Raw genomic sequence first — 20,190 nt, 5'->3', positions numbered from 1 at the left:
CGGCCTTGTTAGTATTGCCCTTGTTAATATTAATGTGCACCTCTTATGGCCACTTGCAGAGCACTTATAGCCTCTACGTAATTATCAGCCTCGGTAATCGCACGCACTACGGCAACACTACCCACGCCAGTTTTCGCTACCTGCTTTGCACGGCTTAAATCAATACCGCCTATTGCTACCGTTGGATAGCTTTGCATAAGCGGTACAAATTTGATCAGCTTTTCAAGACCTTGTATTTGCCCTGTCATGTCTTTTGTTGTGGTTGGGTAAATAGCACCAAATGCCATATAACTAGGGCGATAATTATGCGCACGCAGCATTTCATAAAAACCATGAGTAGAAAGCCCAAGCCTTAACCCAGCGTCTTTAATTGCCGCTAAATTGGCAATCTCTAAATCCTCTTGCCCTAAATGCACACCATACGCACCATGCTTAATAGCTAGCTGCCAGTAATCGTTTATAAATACCTGTGCGTTGTATTGCTTGCCCAGCTCAACAGCTTGCTTAATGAGCGCATCAAGCTCGTCTTGCGTTTTATTTTTAACACGTAACTGCGCTGTTTTAATGCCTTGTTGTAAGCATTTTTCTAACCAATCTGTGCTATCTACAACCGCATATAAGCCAAGCGATTGTGTTTCACACGGTGCAAAATCAGCAGCCATATTAAAATCAAGCGGCACATCAAAATCAAGCTCATCACCCAGCCAGCTACCTGGCTCAATTACTTGTGGGTAGTCAGCTAAATTAATGGGGAACGAGGTCTGAGCAACTGGCCCAATCCCTTCGCCGTAGCGTACTGACTGTTTTAGCCCTTGGTTTATATATGCTTTAGCTAAAATAAAGGCATCTTTTAATGGGTAGTCTTTAGCTAAACACGCAGCAATTACCGAAGCCATGCTACACCCGGTGCCGTGGTTATGCGGTGTTTGTATTTTTTGATTGCCTAACCAATATTCTTCACCACTTTGCGTATTACTATCAATACAATAATCAATGCAGTAGCCACTTGGGTAATCCCAATGTCCGCCTTTAATAACAACGGCTTTTGCGCCCCAGCTTAATAGCTTATTAGCCGCTTCTTTTATTGCAGCCGGGCCAATTAAATACACGCCGGTTAATAACTGTGTTTCGTGGGTGTTTGGGGTTATTACATCCACCAGCGGCAGTAAACATTCTTTTATTGCGCTTACCGTGTCTTCTTCTGTTAGTAAGTCACCGCTTGAGGCAATAGCGACAGGATCATATACAATAACGGGAGGCACAGGCCACTTAGCTTTATAGTGGCTTATATGTTCGCTGATCAGCTGAATTTGCTGCACATTGGCAAGCATGCCAATTTTTATCACTTTGGCTTTTATGTCTTTTTCAAGCGCTAGTAACTGCGATTCAATAATATCGGTAGACACTGCATTAATGGCCTCTACGCCTAAACTATTTTGTGCAGTAAGCGCCGTAATTGCCGTGCAGCCATGTACACCAAAACTTTGCATTGCTTTTATATCTGCTTGAATACCTGCACCGCCGCCAGAATCAGATCCGGCAATTGTCCACACTACGTTATTCATATTCTTTCCTTCACTGCTGATGCCAAAATGGCATACCCATTGTTGGGGTTGATGGGGCTGCAACGTCTTTTTCTGGCATCGCCTTTGCTTTGTATGCAAAGCGCCCTGCTTCTACTGAAGCTTTAAATGCGCGGCTCATAGTAATTGGGCAACCCGCCCCTGCAATGGCTGAATTTAATAATACCGCATCATACCCCATTTCGAGTGCTTGGCAGGCATGCGATGGCAAACCTAAACCTGCATCTACTATTAATGTGGTATCGGGTAAGCGCTCTCGAATAGTTTTTAAATTATAGCTATTTAACAATCCCTTACCGGTGCCTATTGGTGCCCCCCATGGCATAAGCACCTCACACCCTAGCTCATTTAAGCGCTGGCAAAGTACTAAGTCATCGGTGCAATAAGGCAATACTTTAAAGCCATCATTAATTAATATTTTTGTGGCTTCAAGTAGCGCAAAAGGGTCAGGCTGTAAATTGTAATCATCGCCAATCAGCTCTAGCTTAATCCAGTCGGTGGCAAATACTTCTCGGCACATTTTTGCAAGCGTTATCGCTTCTTTAACACTGTGGCACCCTGCAGTATTAGGGAGTATTTTTAAACCGGTATTTTTTATTAACTGCCAAAAATCATCACCTGCCGCTGCACTTTGTTGGCGCCTAAGCGACACGGTTACAATTTCAGCGCCAGAGGCGATTATCGATTGGGTCATAATGTCGGGCGACGGATAAAGCGCAGAGCCTATTAATAAACGACTCTTTATTTGCTCTCCATAAATAGTTAAACAGTCTTTAGTTTGCATGAGCTTTATCCGCCTTGAATGGGTGATAGCAACTCAACACTGTCGCCTTCATTAAGTACATAGTTACTGTGCCGACTTTGTGGAATAAATTCGCCATTAACAGCCACAGCAAAAGGCGCGACTGCACCAAAACTTTGAAGTACCTCAACGAGTGCTTTGCTATTAACATTAAGTAGCTCGCCATTAATTGTAATATTCATTCTACTCTCACTCTATTAGTGAAACTGCTTGCGCCACTAATGCCGGCGCCAACATATAACCATGTCGATACAAACCGTTAATGCTAATTACATTACCAACTTGTGATACTTCTGGGCGGTTATCGCTAAATGCAGGGCGTAATCCGGTTTGAATACTAAGTAGTCGTGCTTCGGCAAACCCGCTGTGTACGGTATAAGCCGCTGAAAGTAACTCAAGAGTTGAGCGTACGGTTGCGGCACCATTGTCTTGTGACTCTATTTCAGTCGCACCAATTACATATTCATGATTAGGTTTAGGCGCTATATAAATTGGGTAACGCGGGTGCATTAAACGCACGGGCCTGATTAAACTTACCTCTGGTGCGTATAACCTTGCTACTTCGCCGCGCACACCTCTAAGCGGTTTATCATCTTGAGTATTTTTAGCACCAAGCCCACGGCAATCAATAATATAATCGAATGGTCGATTGTTTATTTTGTTGTCGCTAATGGTTACGCGCTGATTAAATACAAATTTTACTTTGCGTTTGTTGAGCTGTGCAAAGCTGGCTTTATAAAATGCTTGGTTATCAATTTGCCCCTCGCAGGGTAAAAATAAGCCTTGATTAAAGCGCCCTGCCAGTTCAGGTTCAAGCATTGTAATTTGTTGAGCATTTATATGCTCGGCAGTGTGATCAGCTAGCGGTTTTATACGCTGTGCAAAGCTTTGTAAATCGCCTTTGTCCTGCTGGTGCGCAATGACCAAAGTGCCTTGCTGCTGAAAAAAAACGTCACTTTCAAGCTCGGCAATAATGCTGGGCCAGCGCTTCATTGAATCAAGACCCATTAAAGCTAAATCAGCCTCACATAACACCGACTCAGCAAGCGGGGCAAGCATTGCTGCTGCCACTTTACCTGCGCTATTTTGAGTATGCTCGTCATCTGCTTCAAAAACAGTGACATGGTGCTGTTTACTCAGCGTAAGCGCAGCTAACCTGCCCGCTAAACCAAACCCAACCACCGCAATGTTATAAGACACGAAAACCTCCAAAGCAGTTATTAGTAGGTGCGAATTTACTTCGCACTTCTTCAACTTTTAAAGAAGCGAGGTATAAAACCTCACCTACGTCTGCATCTAACTTCTAGCGATAATTACTTTATACCGCTTTATGGTAAATCTCTGAGCCTGTTTGCTTAAACTCAGCTGACTTAGCTTTCATTTCGGCTTCTACATCAACCATTTTTATTTCAATAGCGTCGCCAGCGTTATTAGGATCAATACCACGTGTTTCTAAATCTTTAGCGTAATCGCGTACTTCTTGGCTAATTTTCATAGAGCAAAATTTAGGACCACACATAGAGCAAAAGTGAGCCACTTTACCTGATTCTTGCGGCAGGGTTTCGTCGTGATACTCGCGAGCTCGGTCTGGATCTAAACCAATATTAAATTGGTCATGCCATCTAAACTCAAAGCGTGCTTTTGATAAGGCGTTATCGCGCTCTTGCGCGCCAGGATGCCCTTTTGCTAAATCGGCGGCATGTGCAGCTATTTTGTAGGTAATTAAGCCTTCTTTAACATCTTCTTTATTTGGCAGACCTAAATGCTCTTTAGGTGTTACATAGCAAAGCATTGCACAGCCGTACCATGCTATTTGAGCGGCACCAATACCAGAAGTAATATGGTCATACCCTGGTGCAATATCGGTCGTTAACGGGCCTAAAGTATAAAATGGCGCTTCGTCGCAATGCTTTAATTGCTCGTCCATATTGGCTTTAATCATGTGCATTGGCACATGTCCAGGGCCTTCAATAAATACTTGTACGTCGTGCTTCCACGCAATTTTAGTCAGTTCACCTAATGTGCGCAGCTCACTAAACTGTGCTTCATCGTTGGCATCAGCAATCGAACCAGGGCGAAGTCCATCACCGAGTGAAAAACACACATCGTATTGTTTTAAAATTTCGCAAATATCTTCAAAGTGCGTGTATAAAAAGTTTTCTTTATGATGCGCTAAACACCACTTAGCCATAATTGAGCCACCGCGCGACACAATACCGGTTACACGTTTAGCGGTCATTGGTACGTAACGAAGCAGTACACCGGCATGAATAGTAAAGTAATCAACACCCTGCTCGGCTTGTTCAATAAGCGTATCGCGGAAAATCTCCCACGTTAAATCCTCAGCCACACCATTTACTTTTTCAAGCGCTTGATAAATCGGTACTGTGCCAATAGGTACAGGCGAGTTACGTACAACCCATTCACGCGTTTCGTGAATGTAACGTCCCGTTGATAAGTCCATCACGGTGTCTGCGCCCCAGCGGGTAGACCACACCATTTTTTCTACTTCTTCTTCAATAGATGAACTAACCGATGAGTTACCAATATTAGCGTTAACTTTAACTAAAAAGTTACGCCCTACAATCATAGGCTCTGTTTCTGGATGGTTTATATTATTTGGTAAAATAGCGCGACCACGGGCTATTTCATCGCGTACAAATTCTGGGGTAATAAATTCAGGAATACTCGCACCAAACGACTCGCCTTTATGCTGCGCTGCAAGTAATTCTTTACGAATTTCTGCACGTCCCATATTTTCGCGAACGGCTACGTATTCCATTTCAGGAGTAATAATCCCTTGGCGTGCGTAGTGCATTTGCGTTACGTTTTTACCAGCGACACCACGGCGAATTTTTGGAAGGTGATCAAAGCGAATATGATCTAACCCTTCATCTGCCATGCGTTGCTGCGAAAATTGCGACGTCACTGATTCTAAAATTTCAGTGTCACCACGGCTTTCAATCCATTGTTCACGAAATTTTGGTAAGCCTTTGCGTACATCTAGTTCAAAATTAGGATCGGTATACGGGCCCGACGTATCGTAAACACGTAGCGGATCGTTTGACTCATAAACAGGGTTTTCATCTGTACCGCCAATAAACGTATCACTTAATGTGATTTCACGCATACCAACGCGCACGCCAGGTTGAGTGCCTTCAACGTATACTTTATGAGAATTTGGGAACGGTTGACCCGTTAAGTTATAAATATATTCAGACGCGGCAGCACGAGTTTCTCGGCGTGACGCTTTATTTGTAGTATTTGACATGACTTGCCTCATTGCTTAAGGGTTGTCTTGTCAGATATTCCGAGGAATAGAGAAAGATCGTAAAGTAGCGTACATGCTACTTTGCAGCCTAAAATAAACAAAATCACTTTATTGTGCGCATAAAAAAAGACGCACAAGCGTCCCATTTTAGGCAGCTTGTTCCCTACGCAGGTATTAACCTGATCAGGTTCACGGATCCCGCTTTCGCGATCTCAGCCAAAAACTAATTACTTAGCTTTGGCACTCCGACAAGTATTGATATATAAATTCTGTTCGTTAATTTGAAGGTGTTATCCATCAAATCTGCGCTGAGTGTACGTCAGTTAAAAACTGCCCGCAAGGGGCTGTTTTTCAAAAACTTAAAATTATTTAGGGATAAACACAAATGTTTGCTCGCCTTGCATGACTAATTGCTGGTCTTGCATTTTAAGCTCTGCACCTTGCTTTAAGGCTTGTAATAACTGCTGCTCAAACTCATCGAGGTCTTCGCCGCACGACTTGCGCGTCATTCCTAATTTACTTACGGTAAGGTTACTTTCTTCAAGCGAGCCTTCACCAAAAAATTTGTTACAGCCAGCAAAACCGTTTACTTGCAGTGCTTCAATAAAGCTCATTGATGCATTAAACGAAGGTGGAATTGCTAAACCATCAACACGTGATAATTGCCATTGGGTGTATTTAAGCTGCTCACTGGTAACCGTCCCTGTTGATGCGCAACCAACACATAAACCGACTATAAGCATCGGTATTGCTGCTAATTTCATGCTACTACTAACTAATTGTCTAATTAATGTAATTGTAACAATATTTATGCCCTTTATCCGTTAAAAATGCATGTTTTAAATGTAAATTTTTGTTCTATGATAGTTCAAAAGTTATGCGATTAACTACTAAGTTGCAGTTTTAAATACGTTATCTATTTGCTCAGGTAAAAAAGGTCTACCTTTTTCATTAACAGACGTTCCTATAACCAGTGCATTAAGCATTACTTTTTCATCCCTTTTACGTATAACCGTTTGCTTAAACGCAAATTTTAAACGACTAATACGCTGCGGCTCCACAGCCACATAAAATTCATCACCTGGTAATAGTGAATGTTTATAGTCCATTTCGCTGCGCATCACGACTAGGTTAATTTTATCTTTCGCTAATTGAGCAAAATCAATACCGTGTGCGTACAAAAATTCATGGCGAGCATGCTCTAAATAATTAAAATAAACACTGTTATTTACGATACCTTGTAAGTCACATTCGTAATCACGTACTTTGAAGTCAACTTTAAAGGTCATATTAGTAATCCTGATTATTTAACGTATAATTGCCGCGTTTATAGCACATGTGTTTAAATAATTGCTACCATACGAGTCCCTAAAATGGAGTTAAGTAACCCAATGAACTTACGTTTGTCTTTAATTACTGCCGCACTTTTACCGCTGCTTGGTGCACCAATTGCAGCTAACGCTGATGATAGCGACCTAGAAAGAATTGTTGTAACAGGCGATTTTCAGCGCGAAAGCATTCAAACTTTAAGCGCGAGTGCGAGCTTATTCAGCGAAGATGAAATTAATCAACGTGGTGCAAGTTACTTAGACGAAATGTTAGGCAGTGCCGCCAATGTAAATTTTGCATCTGGTGCGTCGCGTGGTCGTTACATCCAAATTCGTGGCGTGGGACTTCGCTCACAATTTGTAGACCCTATTAATCCATCTGTAGGCTTAGTTATTGATGGTATTAACTATTCTGGTCTTGGTGGCAGCTCATTATTATTTGATATAGACCAAGTAGAAATTTATCGTGGCCCACAAGGTACACGCTTTGGCGCAGACGGTATGGCTGGTATGATCCAAATGGGTTCAGCTAAAGCCACGAGCGATCCAAGTTTAAAATTACAAGTAGGTGCTGGCACGTACAACACCCGCGAAGCAGGTATTGCAGCAAGCACTGGTTTAACAGATGACACTAGCGCACGCGTTAGCTACTTTCGCAGAAAGTCAGACGGTTACGTAGATAACTTGTACTTAAATGACGAAACACAAAATCAAGACGAACAAGTAGCCCGCTTTAAAATAAACAGTCAGCTTACAAAGCATTTAAATACTGAGTTAAACCTTCACTATATTGACATAAACAATGGTTACGATGCGTTTACGCTTGATAACAGCCGCAACAGTGTTGCCGATGAACCAGGCCAAGATAATCAAGAAAGCTACGCAATAGGTATTAAGAATACTTACACGGGTTTTGACGCTTTTGATGTAAATCTAAACCTATCGGCTATTGATACCGAATTACTTTACAGCTTTGACGAAGACTGGGTATGTAACGATACAAGTGAGCCAAAGTTATGTGCTGCTGGCTTACATCCAGATGGATACAGCTCAACTGATTTATACAGCCGCGATCGCGACGATCAGTCTGTAGATTTACAGTTTAATTCTAAAACGGGTAACTGGGTTGCGGGTATTTATTACCAAAACCGTGACGTTGATTTAGAGCGCCAATACACATGGTTAGCAAGCCCGTTTTCTTCAACTTACGAAACGAGTAACGTTGCAGTATATGGTCAAGTAGCGACTCCAATTGGCCCTAAAACAACATTAATTACAGGTTTACGTGTAGAGCAATACCAAGGCGACTACACCGATAGCAATGGCTTTATACAAGACACTGACGACGTAATGGTTGGCGGTAAAATAGCACTTGAATATCAAGTGATTGATCGCACTATGATCTACACCAGCATTACGCGTGGCTACAAAGCCGGTGGTATTAACTCAGAAGCGCTTGCTAAAGCCAAAGATGAAGGCTTAAACCTAAGCGCTGATTTTTTCCAGCAACACACCAGTTTCGACCCTGAATATTTATGGAGTGGCGAATTTGGTGTTAAAGGTTCATCACTTGATGACAAATTTACGCTTCGCTTAGCTGCATTTTACATGCACCGCGACGATATTCAGTTAAAAGCATGGCAAGTAGAAGGTCAGCAATTTACCGGTTATGTTGATAACGCAAGTTCTGGTAGCAACTACGGATTAGAAGTTGAAGGTAGTTACCAACTAACTGATAATCTATTTTTAACGGGTAGTGCTGGTTACTTAAACACTGAAATAGATGACTTTGTAACGCAGTCTGGCTTAAACCAAGACGGTCGTGAGCAAGCACAGTCACCTAAATACCAGTATGCGTTTACTGCTCGCTATAACTTTACAAGTGAGCTTTACGGTATGATTGGTGTTGAAGGTAAAGACGACTACTACTTCTCAGATAGTCATAACTCACAGGCACCAAGCAGCAACTTAGTTAACTTAAGCTTTGGCTACGAAGCAGACATGTGGGCAGTTCGCGCATGGGCTCGTAACGTGTTTGACGAGACAGTCCCTACACGTGGTTTTGAGTTTGGTAACGATCCACAAGATGGTTACGCAACGCATACCTACACACAATTAGGTGAGCCTCGCGTAGCAGGTGTTACGTTTACGCTTAATCTGTAAAGCACAGCCGTTGGCTTTCAAATGAAAGCTACAGCAAGCAAATAAAAACACCGCGTTTAATTTAAACGCGGTGTTTTTATTTGTAGGTGAGGTTTTATACCTCGCTTTTTATAAAGTTAAATTACATGAGCGCGAAATAAATTCGCACCTACAGGCTAAGCATTACGCTCTTTGCACATCAAACGCTATTACGTCTTTAATTTTTTCTTTATTTGTTGCGAGCATTACAAGCCTATCTATACCCAAAGCCACCCCTGCGCACTGTGGTAATCCATGCTCCAGCGCTTTAATTAAACGCGTATCCATTGGCACTTGGTTTAAACCGTTTTCAGCGCGATATGCGTTATCTTCATTAAAACGTTTAGCTTGCTCGCTGGCATTTGTTAGTTCGTTAAAGCCGTTAGCCAATTCCATATTTTTGTAATAAAGCTCAAAGCGCCCTGCTACGCGTGCATCATGTTCACAAATTTGTGCAAGTGCTGCTTGAGAAGCTGGAAAATGATACACAAAGCATGGCTTATCTTGTCCTATTGTTGGCTCTACTTTCATACAAAATAATAATTGCAGTAAAGTATCTTTACGCGTTTCATTTTTGGCTATATCAGCAAATCCTTGCTCACACGCTAGTTGCTTTAATTGCTCTATGCTTGCTGTTAACGGATCGAGGCCGAGTGCTTTTTCAAACGCTTGCTGATAGGTAAGTCTAGTTGCCGGCGCGACACCTAAAACAAGCTGCATTAGCTCATCCATTTCATCCATAAGTGCAAATTCATCAAAGCCTGGGCGATACCATTCCAGCATAGTAAATTCGGGATTATGATGGCTACCCGCTTCTTCATTTCTAAATGCTTTACAAAGCTGAAAAATAGCGCCTGAGCCTGCTGCTAACAAGCGTTTCATAGCAAACTCTGGAGATGTTTGTAAAAACAGAGGAAGCCCACCAGCATGCCCTGGACCTACAAATTTGGTATTAAAACTAGCTAAGTGCACATCGGTTACACTGGCAGCACTTAAGCTTGGCGTTTCTACTTCTAAAACATCACGTGCATAAAAAAATTCACGGATGCTACGTAATATCGCTGCGCGTTGTTTTAGTGTTTCAATGCTTGCGCTTGGGGCCCAAAGATCTGCTGACATATTTTCTCCAAAAAAAATCCCAGCGTAAGCTGGGATTTTATAAACAATGTTAAAGCTTACTTAACACGGCTTACGTATTCACCATTACGAGTGTCTACTTTAATTACTTCGCCAATTTGTACGAATAATGGAACTCGTACCACAGCGCCTGTGCTAAGCGTTGCTGGTTTACCACCAGTACCCGCTGTATCGCCTTTAAGGCCAGGATCTGTTTCAGTGATCTCAAGCTCAACAAAGTTAGGTGGTGTAACAGCAATAGGGCTGCCGTTCCATAATGTAATTGTGCATAAATCATTTTCAACTAACCATTTTACTGAATCGCCTAGTGCTTTTTCGTCAGCAGCAATTTGCTCAAATGTTTCGTTGTTCATGAAATGCCAAAATTCGCCGTCTGTGTATAGATACGCTAAATCAGTATCCATTACATCAGCACCTTCAACTGATTCACCCGATTTAAAGGTTTTTTCAAGCACCTTACCAGAGATAAGTTTACGGATACGAACACGGTTAAACGCCTGGCCTTTACCAGGTTTTACCATTTCATTTTCTAAGATACTGCAAGGCTCGCCGTCCATCATAATTTTTAGGCCGCCCTTGAACTCGTTGGTGCTATAATTCGCCATCGTTTCCTCTATTTATATTTTTTCGAGTAATCTACATGCCAATGATACAAAGAAATGAAGCAAATTTGCATAAAAACTGGCAAAAAGAATTAGCAAATGTAGTTACCTGCCCAAAAACCTTGCTTGAAATGGTCGGTTTATCGAGCCAAGTCCATGAAAACGACCTAAAAGCCCGTAGTTTATTTCCGGTACGCGTGCCCATCCCTTTTATAAAAAAAATACGCAAAGGCGATCCAAACGATCCTCTATTGCTACAAGTTATGCCACGCCATCAAGAATTTTTGACTAAATCGGGTTTTAATAAAGATCCCCTACTTGAGCAAGATAACGACCAACCAGGCCTTTTACATAAGTACAAATCGCGTGTTTTGGTGATGTTTAAAACCGGCTGTGCTGTAAATTGTCGTTATTGCTTTAGAAGGCATTTCCCGTATCAAGAAAACCAACTCAATAAAAAAAGTCTGCTTGAAACACTGAGCTATATAAAATCAGATAGCAATATAAACGAAGTGATTTTAAGTGGTGGCGATCCACTGATGGCCAAAGACGATGCAATAAGCTGGTTTTTGGATAAGCTTGAGCAATTACCACAAATAAAACGAATGCGAATTCATAGCCGTTTGCCAGTAGTTATACCGGCGCGAGTTACCGATGAGTTATGTGAACGATTAGCAAAATCGCCATTAAAAATTATTTTTATTAATCACATAAACCACGCCAACGAAATAGACGCTGATTTTAAAGCTGCTATGCAAAAGCTTAAACAAGCAAACGTAACGCTTCTAAACCAAGCTGTAATTTTAAAAGATGTGAACGATACGGTTGATGCGCAAATAAATTTAAGCGAAGCGTTATTTGACGCAGACGTATTGCCGTATTATTTGTATTTGCTAGATAAAGTTGAAGGGGCGAGCCACTTTGATATTAATGAAGCGCAAGCAATTGAAATAATAGCAGAGCTATTAAAAGCTCTGCCTGGATTTTTAGTGCCTAAATTAGTAAGAGAAATCGGTGGTCAAAAAAGCAAAACACCTATCGATCTTAAGCTAATTTAAAACAGCATTTAAACGTATATATTTACGTTGTTACCCAATGATGCTGTTACCGATTTAGCCGGTGTTTGCGCACTTGACGATTGTGCAGCACCTTCAATAAGTGCAAGAGCCGCCGCGCCATCTGCTAACTGCTGCTTTTTAGATAAAGCAGCGCTGTAAAGCTCACTGCCTTGGCCTGAGCCAGAAACAGCGGGTAAACTTGTGCCTGATATATTCATATAACAAACCTGACTTTTAAATGTAATCCAAGTATTATGTCGGCAATGCAGTGCAAAGCTTTAGGAAAACCATGGATTCTATTATTGAACAACTCAATGCCAACTTAAAAATTGTTTACCGTCAGGCACTTGATGCTGACAAAAAACTCGACGAGCTTCAACAGCAAGGTCACGGTAAGTTTAAAGCCTTATTTACTGCCGATTCTGGCTTTAGCTTTGAAGCTAAACGTTTTAAGCCTTACGTACTTGACGTAGCCGCTGATGTTGAAAGCTTATCTAACGATGGTTTTGAAGAAGAAAAACTGAAAACAACCGTTATTAAGTTACAACAAATACTCACGTTGTTAGCTACTTTTAAGTAAAGCTTAAAAATAAAAATGCCGCTATTTAGCGGCATTTTTATTTTCAGTTAATCTAAACTTGGTAATATTTGTTCACCAAACCACTCTGTTAATAAGCGTTTTTCGTAATAAAATGATTCGTCGCGGCCCATTTTAATTTTATCCATAAAGCCCATATCTTTAAGCTCCACATCAGTATCTTTACTTAGCACTGTACCGTCGTTATCGGTTAACGAATAATTTAGCTTAATGCGTGGAAAATAAATTGGTTTTACTACACGAATTTCGTCCATACCACCATAACGCACATCACCTGCTAAATCTAAATCTGTAAACTCTACGTTTAATTTATAATCTTTTGGCAATTGCTCGGCTAGTTTAGCCATATGCTTTTCGAAGCTTGCTGCCACACTTTTGTGATATGAGCTCTTTGTTTGGTTTGACGCTCGCACATCACGATAATCATTAAAGTCATGCCATTTAACAACAGACTCACCAGCATGGGCAAGCGCAGGTAATGCGATACACATTGTTGTTGCTATTTTTTTAACTAAATTCATATCTTTCTCCAAAGAGGTAGACCAATCACAAAAGTGTAGATTGGAGTAAACCTAGCATTAGCTATTACTAGGCTCATTTTAGCACTTGTTTATTAACTATAACTTAATCTTACGTATAAAGTGTTACTTGTACTGAGTAAAATGTAATCAAAAGTACTTAATTTACCGTTATTAAAAAAAGATGTTGTTTAAACTATAGAAATTACAGATAAAGCATGTAAATCACCTCTATTTATGGTGAAATTAACTCAATTGATAAAAGGTACCCACGGAGCTTTCATGACTATTTTAGTAACCGGTGGCGCTGGCTATATTGGCTCGCACACTGTTTTAGAACTTTTACAGCAAGGTAACGATGTTGTTGTTATTGATAATTTAAGTAACTCATCACAAGAATCACTTGCGCGCGTAAAGAATATTACAGGCAAAGAGGCCACTTTTTACCAAGGCGATATTCTCGATAAATTCTTTTTAGATTCAGTATTTGCAAAACATACGGTTGATAGTGTTATACATTTTGCGGGCTTAAAATCAGTAGGCGAGTCGGTAGCAAAGCCCATTGAGTACTATCAAAACAATGTACAAGGTACGCTTACGCTTGTTGATGCAATGCGCGATGCTGGTGTATTTAAATTAGTATTTAGCTCGTCAGCCACAGTATACGGCGACCCTGCAAGCTTACCAATTAAAGAAGACTTTCCTGTAGGCGGTACTACTAACCCCTACGGCACATCTAAGCTGATGGTTGAGATGATGCTACAAGATATCGCTAAATCAGATGAGCGCTTTGCGTTTGCTATTTTGCGTTACTTTAACCCAGTGGGTGCACATGAGTCGGGCTTAATTGGTGAAGATCCTAATGGTATTCCAAATAACCTTTTACCGTTTATCGCACAAGTAGCGGTAGGTAAATTAAAGCAGCTCGCTGTATTTGGTGATGACTACGACACAGTTGATGGCACAGGTGTACGCGACTATATACACGTTGTAGATTTAGCTATTGGTCATTTAAAAGCGCTTGATAAAATTGCCAGCAGTACGGGTGCATTAGTTTATAATCTAGGTACTGGTAACGGTTACTCTGTACTACAAATGGTTAATGCATTTATTAAAGCAAGCGATCAGGCTGTGCCTTATCAGGTTTCACCTCGCCGCCCGGGTGATATTGCAGCGTGTTATGCAGCGCCAGAAAAAGCACTTAATGAACTTGGCTGGGAAGCAGTGCGCGGTATTGATGAAATGATGCAAGATACATGGCGTTGGCAGTCAAATAACCCTAACGGTTATAAAGGATAAGTAAAACAAGCTCCGAGCTTACTATAAGTGCGCGGCATCAAGCCGCGCATACCGAGTATTTTAAACACCGAATTCAATTTTATGGCTGCGTCGTAGGCGTAGAGCTTGCTCACGCGAAGAGCGCAGCTTTTAATTACTAATATTTAATTACTTATATCCAATATTTAATATCGAGCATCTTCGTTATGTCTGCGCCCACTGTCTTAGCAAGTTATGATAAACCCCCGTCAATTGAATAATCTCTGGGCTATCTTCTACCTTGCTGCGCAAACTTTGAATCGACATATCTAAATCAAAGAGTAAACCACGTTTTTCGTCGCTGTTAATCATGCTCTGTAACCAAAAAAATGAGGCTAATCTACGCCCACTCGTTACTGGCATTACACGATGTAAACTCGTTGAAGGGTACAACACCATACTGCCTGCTGGCAGCTTTACACTATGTGAGCCATAAGTGTCTTCAATAACAAGTTCACCGCCCTCATAGTCTTCGGGGTCATTAATAAATAACGTCATTGATACATCTGTACGAATTTTTACTGGCGTACCCGGCACCTGTCTAATCGCATTATCTACATGCACACCAAACGATTGACCACCTTGATAACAGTTAAAAAGCGGAGGAAAAATTTTTGCAGGAAGTGCAGCCGACATAAACAAATTACTACGCGCAAGTGCTGCCATAATAATGTCGCCAAGCTCTTGGCATTCAGGGCTATTTTCAGGTAGCTGTAAGTTATTTTTTGCTTTGGTTGATTGATGCCCTGCGGTAATACTGCCATCGGCCCACTGCGCTTTAAGCAAAACCTCATGACAATACGCCACTTCTTCTTTCGTTAGTAGCTCTGGAATTTTAACTAGCATGTGCGCCCTCTCACATTTTCATCAAATAATTAAGGGCAGAGTTAACTCTGCCCTTTTATGCCGTACTTATTTTACTCTTAGAAAGAGTAGCTCGCTGTTAAGCTAAACTTACGACCATCACCTGGTACAAAGTGTCCACCACCTAACTGATCAACGTAATCTTTATCACCTAAGTTTTCACCATTAAACTGCAGGCTCAAATCTTTTGATATGTCATACGCAACCATCAGGTCAAAAATAGTATAACCTGGCGCACGAGAGCGTGTTGACGTAGTCCCGTTGTAACGCTCACCTACATATTGCGCACCTAAACCAAACGATAATTTATCCGACATATCGTACGTAGTCCAAACACTCGCGCTATTTTTAGGCGTACGTGCAAGCTCGTTACCAATTTGAGTTGCGTCGTCGCCTAATGCTTTAGTTACTTCGCTATCTTGGTAAGTGTATGAAGCAATTACAGTCCACTCTTTAGTAATTAGTCCAGTTGCTGAAAGCTCTAAACCTTGTACACGCTGTTCACCACCGAGTATTTCGTCACTTGAGCTATCTGCAAATGGGTCATCAGTACGGGCATTGGTTTTTTCAGTACGGAAAAGTGCAGCATTAGTTTGCAGGCGACCATCCATTAGGCTCCATTTAGTTCCTAATTCATAACTGCGGCTTTCTTCTGCGTCTAAATCAGCTGCATTTGAACGCGTAGATACCGTTAGGCTTTCCGCTGATGGATTGAATGAATTACCTGCGCCTAAATATACACTGCCGTTTTCTGTAGGTTTATAAACTACAGCTGCATTCCAGCTAAATAAGTCGTCACTTGTAGAAATTAAAGCGCTTGGGTCATTGTAATCGTTGTGATAATCCGTAGTGAAGCTATCAAAGCGAATTCCGCCTGTAACTTCCCATTGCTTGTTAAGTGTCACTGTATCAAATGCATAAATAGCTTGGTTTTTAGCTTTAGCTTCAATGCTTGTACCGTCACGGCCGTACACACCCGTAAATGCAATTGTTGCATCAGGATTGTATAAGTCGTTGCGTATTCCATCTTCAATTAGGTTATCAGGCGTAGTTGCAACAAAGTTATGGCGTGTAAACGTTTCGTTTGCAAGTTCAACACCCACTACAACATCGTGAGTAAAGCCAGCAAATTCATAGTTACCAATTAAATCAACTTGAAGTGCAGCAAGTGAATTTTCTGTATCACGTGTTTTTTCATCTGCAAAGGTAATGTCAGTGTCTGTTGTAACAGAGAAGTAACGCGGTGCAGTTGTTACTGATTCACGTTTTACTTTACCTAAACGACCTTGAACACGTAACGTAGTATTTTGAGAAAAATCATACTCATAACGAGCTGTTGTTGAGTAGGCTTCAATATCTTCGTAATCACGATAAATATTACCGTAAAAGTTATCAAAATCGACAGGAGAAGGTGAGCGCGCGCTATCTGCAAGTTCAGCTACTGGCGTATCACTGTAAACCCACGGAATGCCGTAATCTGGTAAATTGTCTTGGCGTTGATACTCTAGGTTTAAATCAAAACGGCTGTTTGTACCAAGCCCTGTTGCAAATGCAAACGCAACAGCATTTGTTTCGTTTTCAACATGGTCACGACCTGCAACATCACCTTTATCAGTAAGAAGGTTTATACGTAGTGCGCTTGTGTCGTTTACTTGAATGTTAGTATCAAAACGACCACGGTAATCGTTTTCTGTGCCTAAACGTAGCGAAACGTCGTTAAAGTTGTCTAACTTCGCCTTTTTACTTTCTAAATTAACACTACCACCTGTTGCGCCACGACCAGAAACTGCTGAACCTGGGCCTTTTGCAACTTCAACGGCTTCAATGTTGTAAATATCACGTGTGTAACCTGCAACATCACGAATACCATCTACAAAAATATCATTTGTAGCACTAAAACCACGAATCGACATGCTATCACCAGTAGGTGAACCACCCTCACCTGCTGCTAAAGAAATACCAGACACATTGCGTAAAGCATCACGTAAACTATCTACGTTTCTATCTTTCATTACCGCTTGGTTAATTACCGTTACAGTTTTAGCTGTATCGAGTAGCGGTTGAGTGTATTTATGCGACGTTGATTTTTCAACAACATAGCTAGACTCAGTTACCGTTTGTGCTTTTACTACAGCCAGCTCTTGAACATCTTGTGCACTTGCCCAAGTTGAAAGCGTTGCTGTAACAACCGCTGCAATTGGCTTCACGTAGGTATTTACTTTATTCGATGGCTTACTCATGGTTACTCCGTAGTTTTTATTAAGCACTTAACTATTGTTAATTTAAGGTACATATTTAATTTCGGCGAAATCCTACCACTCAAACAACGCAATGTAAACGATAACTGTTATCAATTGCATTGTTATGTGAATTCCTATATTGTATACACACTCAAAAATTAACAGTAATTACGTCCCTGTAATTGCTTGTCGTAACTTTCAGGATTGTTGTTAAGTAATGCGAAGCTTAATTAAACCAATTAGCGTAGTTATCGCGCTTTGTAGCACCATGGCAGTAAAAGCCGACACTGTTAGTGAGCTAGAACAACTCGTTAATAAATGGCTACAAATAGAAAATCAAAACACAGAATTAAATACTCATTGGCTTGAACAAAAAAGCAGTATGGAGCAAACCTTAACGCTTCTTAATGCCGAGCAGCAGCAACTTAGCGAGCTTAATCAGCGTAGAAAAAAAAGCACCAGTGAGCTTGCCCAAAAACGCGAACAGCTTGTAACTCAGCAATCAGAACTTGAAAATGATCAACAGCAATTAAATGATCAACTAGCACGTATTTCTCAGCAATTACTTTCATTACAAGTGCAACTCCCCCCGCCACTTTTAAGTAGTTGGAAAAACACTGGTGATTTAAGCGACTCACAAATCAGTACAACTGACAAATTACAAACAGCGCTAAAAATGCTGACTCTACTTAATGATTTTCAACAACGTATTTCAATTCACGAAATGGCTATTAAGCATCCTGACGGGCAAGAAATATGGGTAAAGCAGCTTTATTTAGGTGCAGCACAAGCATGGTTTGTAAGCGAAGATTTAAGTTACGTAGGTATTGGTTTTCCAAGTGACTTAGGTTGGCAGTGGGAATTTGATTCAAGCATTAATGCTGAGCAAGTTGCACTGGGTATTGCGGTACAGCAAAAAAAGCGCGCTGCTGATTGGGTAACACTCCCAATATTAAGTTATGTAAATAAAAACCAGCAAGGGGCTAAATAATGGCTACTAACAGCATAATTAAAGTATTTAGCGCCACAGTGTTACTTTTAAGTGCAAACATTTCTTTTGCAGCTAGCAGTGATGATGCTAAACAAAGTATTTTAAGTGATATAAAAACAGCGCAACGTACTCTAAATAAAACTCAAAATAGTATTTCAAAAGAGCAAGCGACCCTTGCAAAGCAAATTTTTACCAAGCAGCAATCGCTCAGTAAATTACGCGAACAAGCCGCAGTTAATCGCCGCCTAGCTGACGAAAACACATTAAGCCTCGATCAGTTACAAACCCGACTAGACACTTGGCAACAGCAGCAGCAATACCAATTAAACTTACTTAGCCGTTTTGTACGCCAAAATACCAGCAATAGTGCGAGCAGTAACGAGTCGGCTAATAGCCAAAACGAGTTATTAAACCGTGTTGTATCGCAAATTAATAATCAAGAACAGGCACTTTATCCACAGTTTAAAAAGCAATCGGTTGTGCTAAGTAATGGCGAATTAAGCCAAGCTAATACCCTTCAAGTCGGGCCTGTTGCATGGTTTAGTACGCAAACACCTAAACTTATGGGTTTATTAAATTTGGATGATGAATCTAATGCATTAAAAGTAGCGTTAGTACAATCTACAAGTGACGATAACCCACTCGATAATACTTTAAAGCAAAACGGTGTAGGCTCAACATTACTTACTTTTGATCCTAGTTTAACGCACTTAGTGACTAGCCAAGCCCAACAAGAAAGTCCGCTTGAACACCTAGAGAAAGGCGGTTTATGGGCTATCCCTATTATTTTATTTGCCTGCTTTGCACTAACCATTGCGCTATTAAAAGCCGCGCAACTACTGCGTTTAAGTAAAATTAAAATGCACTCTCAAATGCAATTACAGCAATTTTTTAAAGCTGAAAATAGCAGTGAATTTGCAGGCATGCAGCAGCAGTTATTTAACTTAACGCTGCAAAGCGAAAAAGGCCAAGTACGAGACGATCAATTATTTAATCAGTTAATTCATGATAAGCATAAACTCGATAACTTTATTGGCGCTATTGCCGTTACGGCTGCAGTAGCCCCACTACTTGGGTTATTAGGCACTGTTAGCGGCATGATCGAAACATTTAAAATGATGACCTTGTTTGGCTCAGGTGACCCAGAAGTTGTATCGGGCGGTATCGCACAAGCACTTATAACAACCGAATTGGGTTTAGTCGTTGCCATCCCTGCATTGGTATTAAATGCATTGCTATCACGTAAAGCAAAAGCGTACTACAGCCAGCTCGAAGGCTTTGCATTACAGCTAAGTCAACTAGAAAAAGGAGAGACCAATGTTTGAAAAAATCGTTAGTAACCCTATTTGCTGGTGTATTCTTTTACTCGCTTTATTTGTATACCAGCTGATTTTTCATGACTTACTGCACCTTAAACAATACCAAGCGCAGCGTAAAGGTTACTGGCAAGAGGTAAGCTCTATTTTAACTGCAGCGCTTCCGCTACTTGGTTTATTAGGCACTATTGTTGGTTTGCTTGATACATTTAAAGTAATGGCGCTGGGGCAAAACGAGTTAATGAGTGCAGCCATTGGTGATGCATTGCTAACAACTCAATTGGGCCTTGTGTGCGCTATTCCTGCATGGTTAATGCAAGCGTATTTAGCGTATTCGCAGCGTAATCCTAAATTACATACGTTAAGTAAACAGTTAGGGTAACA

Annotated in this window: 20 protein-coding genes and 1 riboswitch; of the genes, 7 read left to right on the top strand and 13 right to left on the bottom strand. The window is 41.0% G+C overall.

The window, feature by feature from the left end:
- Positions 1–29: 29 nt before the first annotated feature.
- The 7 genes from thiE to I6F42_RS08215 form a co-directional block, all read right to left on the bottom strand.
- Complete coding sequence (thiE, locus tag I6F42_RS08245) at positions 30–1,565, bottom strand: thiamine phosphate synthase (protein ID WP_197151782.1); 1,536 nt, start codon at positions 1,563–1,565, stop codon at positions 30–32.
- A gap of 10 nt (positions 1,566–1,575) precedes the next feature.
- Entirely contained in the window at positions 1,576–2,367 is a 792-nt protein-coding gene (locus tag I6F42_RS08240; protein WP_197151781.1) for a thiazole synthase, read from the bottom strand.
- Positions 2,368–2,372: 5 nt separating this feature from the next.
- Positions 2,373–2,567, bottom strand: a complete 195-nt coding sequence (gene thiS / locus I6F42_RS08235) for a sulfur carrier protein ThiS (protein ID WP_002960781.1) — start codon at positions 2,565–2,567, stop codon at positions 2,373–2,375.
- Between the two features lie 7 nt (positions 2,568–2,574).
- Entirely contained in the window at positions 2,575–3,585 is a 1,011-nt protein-coding gene (locus tag I6F42_RS08230; RefSeq protein WP_197151780.1) for an FAD-dependent oxidoreductase, read from the bottom strand.
- 118 nt (positions 3,586–3,703) lie between these two features.
- Positions 3,704–5,656: a phosphomethylpyrimidine synthase ThiC gene (thiC, locus tag I6F42_RS08225; protein WP_231616327.1), complete on the bottom strand. Its 1,953-nt coding sequence runs from the start codon at positions 5,654–5,656 to the stop codon at positions 3,704–3,706.
- Between the two features lie 143 nt (positions 5,657–5,799).
- Positions 5,800–5,914: riboswitch (TPP riboswitch) on the bottom strand.
- Positions 5,915–6,021: 107 nt separating this feature from the next.
- Entirely contained in the window at positions 6,022–6,420 is a 399-nt protein-coding gene (locus I6F42_RS08220) for an META domain-containing protein (protein WP_010555269.1), read from the bottom strand.
- A gap of 126 nt (positions 6,421–6,546) precedes the next feature.
- Positions 6,547–6,945 (bottom strand): thioesterase family protein, encoded by a 399-nt coding sequence (locus tag I6F42_RS08215; RefSeq protein ID WP_165729224.1) that lies wholly within the window; start codon positions 6,943–6,945, stop codon positions 6,547–6,549.
- Between the two features lie 84 nt (positions 6,946–7,029).
- Here I6F42_RS08215 and I6F42_RS08210 point away from each other — a divergent pair, with 84 nt between their 5' ends.
- On the top strand, positions 7,030–9,147 hold the full coding sequence (locus I6F42_RS08210; RefSeq protein ID WP_197151778.1) for a TonB-dependent receptor: 2,118 nt from the start codon (positions 7,030–7,032) through the stop codon (positions 9,145–9,147).
- Positions 9,148–9,309: 162 nt separating this feature from the next.
- Here the strand turns inward: I6F42_RS08210 and epmA are convergent, their stop codons facing one another.
- The gene (gene epmA, locus I6F42_RS08205) at positions 9,310–10,284 is read right to left on the bottom strand and encodes an elongation factor P--(R)-beta-lysine ligase (protein ID WP_197151775.1); all 975 of its coding nucleotides are present in this window, start codon (positions 10,282–10,284) and stop codon (positions 9,310–9,312) included.
- 56 nt (positions 10,285–10,340) lie between these two features.
- Positions 10,341–10,907, bottom strand: a complete 567-nt coding sequence (gene efp, locus I6F42_RS08200) for an elongation factor P (RefSeq protein WP_010555265.1) — start codon at positions 10,905–10,907, stop codon at positions 10,341–10,343.
- A gap of 41 nt (positions 10,908–10,948) precedes the next feature.
- Between efp and epmB the strand changes: the two genes are divergently transcribed.
- The gene (gene epmB, locus I6F42_RS08195; RefSeq protein WP_197151896.1) at positions 10,949–11,962 is read left to right on the top strand and encodes an EF-P beta-lysylation protein EpmB; all 1,014 of its coding nucleotides are present in this window, start codon (positions 10,949–10,951) and stop codon (positions 11,960–11,962) included.
- 8 nt (positions 11,963–11,970) lie between these two features.
- On the opposite strand, the gene I6F42_RS08190 is transcribed toward epmB, so the two are convergent.
- Entirely contained in the window at positions 11,971–12,180 is a 210-nt protein-coding gene (locus tag I6F42_RS08190) for a hypothetical protein (RefSeq protein ID WP_002960797.1), read from the bottom strand.
- A 71-nt stretch (positions 12,181–12,251) separates the two neighbouring features.
- Here I6F42_RS08190 and I6F42_RS08185 point away from each other — a divergent pair, with 71 nt between their 5' ends.
- Positions 12,252–12,542, top strand: a complete 291-nt coding sequence (locus I6F42_RS08185; RefSeq protein ID WP_007585044.1) for a hypothetical protein — start codon at positions 12,252–12,254, stop codon at positions 12,540–12,542.
- A 47-nt stretch (positions 12,543–12,589) separates the two neighbouring features.
- Here I6F42_RS08185 and I6F42_RS08180 read toward each other — a convergent pair whose 3' ends face one another.
- Positions 12,590–13,081, bottom strand: a complete 492-nt coding sequence (locus I6F42_RS08180) for a DUF3016 domain-containing protein (protein ID WP_010555263.1) — start codon at positions 13,079–13,081, stop codon at positions 12,590–12,592.
- Between the two features lie 279 nt (positions 13,082–13,360).
- Between I6F42_RS08180 and galE the strand changes: the two genes are divergently transcribed.
- Positions 13,361–14,377: a UDP-glucose 4-epimerase GalE gene (gene galE, locus I6F42_RS08175; protein ID WP_007585049.1), complete on the top strand. Its 1,017-nt coding sequence runs from the start codon at positions 13,361–13,363 to the stop codon at positions 14,375–14,377.
- A 183-nt stretch (positions 14,378–14,560) separates the two neighbouring features.
- Here the strand turns inward: galE and I6F42_RS08170 are convergent, their stop codons facing one another.
- Both I6F42_RS08170 and I6F42_RS08165 read right to left on the bottom strand, forming a co-directional pair.
- A complete protein-coding gene (locus I6F42_RS08170) occupies positions 14,561–15,241 on the bottom strand; it encodes a Fe2+-dependent dioxygenase (RefSeq protein WP_165729231.1) in 681 nt (226 codons plus the stop codon).
- A gap of 77 nt (positions 15,242–15,318) precedes the next feature.
- On the bottom strand, positions 15,319–17,499 hold the full coding sequence (locus I6F42_RS08165; RefSeq protein WP_197151773.1) for a TonB-dependent siderophore receptor: 2,181 nt from the start codon (positions 17,497–17,499) through the stop codon (positions 15,319–15,321).
- A 217-nt stretch (positions 17,500–17,716) separates the two neighbouring features.
- On the opposite strand from I6F42_RS08165, the gene I6F42_RS08160 reads away from it, so the two are divergent.
- Genes I6F42_RS08160 through I6F42_RS08150 form a run of 3 tightly spaced genes read left to right on the top strand, consistent with a single transcriptional unit; the run spans position 17,717 to position 20,188 of the window.
- Entirely contained in the window at positions 17,717–18,490 is a 774-nt protein-coding gene (locus I6F42_RS08160) for a DUF3450 family protein (RefSeq protein WP_197151771.1), read from the top strand.
- Positions 18,490–19,815: a MotA/TolQ/ExbB proton channel family protein gene (locus I6F42_RS08155; RefSeq protein WP_169044130.1), complete on the top strand. Its 1,326-nt coding sequence runs from the start codon at positions 18,490–18,492 to the stop codon at positions 19,813–19,815. Before I6F42_RS08160 ends, I6F42_RS08155 begins: the two co-directional genes overlap by 1 nt.
- A complete protein-coding gene (locus tag I6F42_RS08150; protein ID WP_197151769.1) occupies positions 19,808–20,188 on the top strand; it encodes a MotA/TolQ/ExbB proton channel family protein in 381 nt (126 codons plus the stop codon). The genes I6F42_RS08155 and I6F42_RS08150 overlap by 8 nt, the downstream gene beginning before the upstream one ends.
- Positions 20,189–20,190: the final 2 nt, after the last annotated feature.

The sequence above is a fragment of the Pseudoalteromonas sp. SWYJZ12 genome (assembly GCF_015864395.1).
Taxonomy (GTDB): Bacteria; Pseudomonadota; Gammaproteobacteria; order Enterobacterales; family Alteromonadaceae; genus Pseudoalteromonas; species Pseudoalteromonas arctica.
The sequence above is the reverse complement of the archived record's forward strand: the minus strand, read 5'-3'. Positions and strand labels throughout refer to the sequence as shown.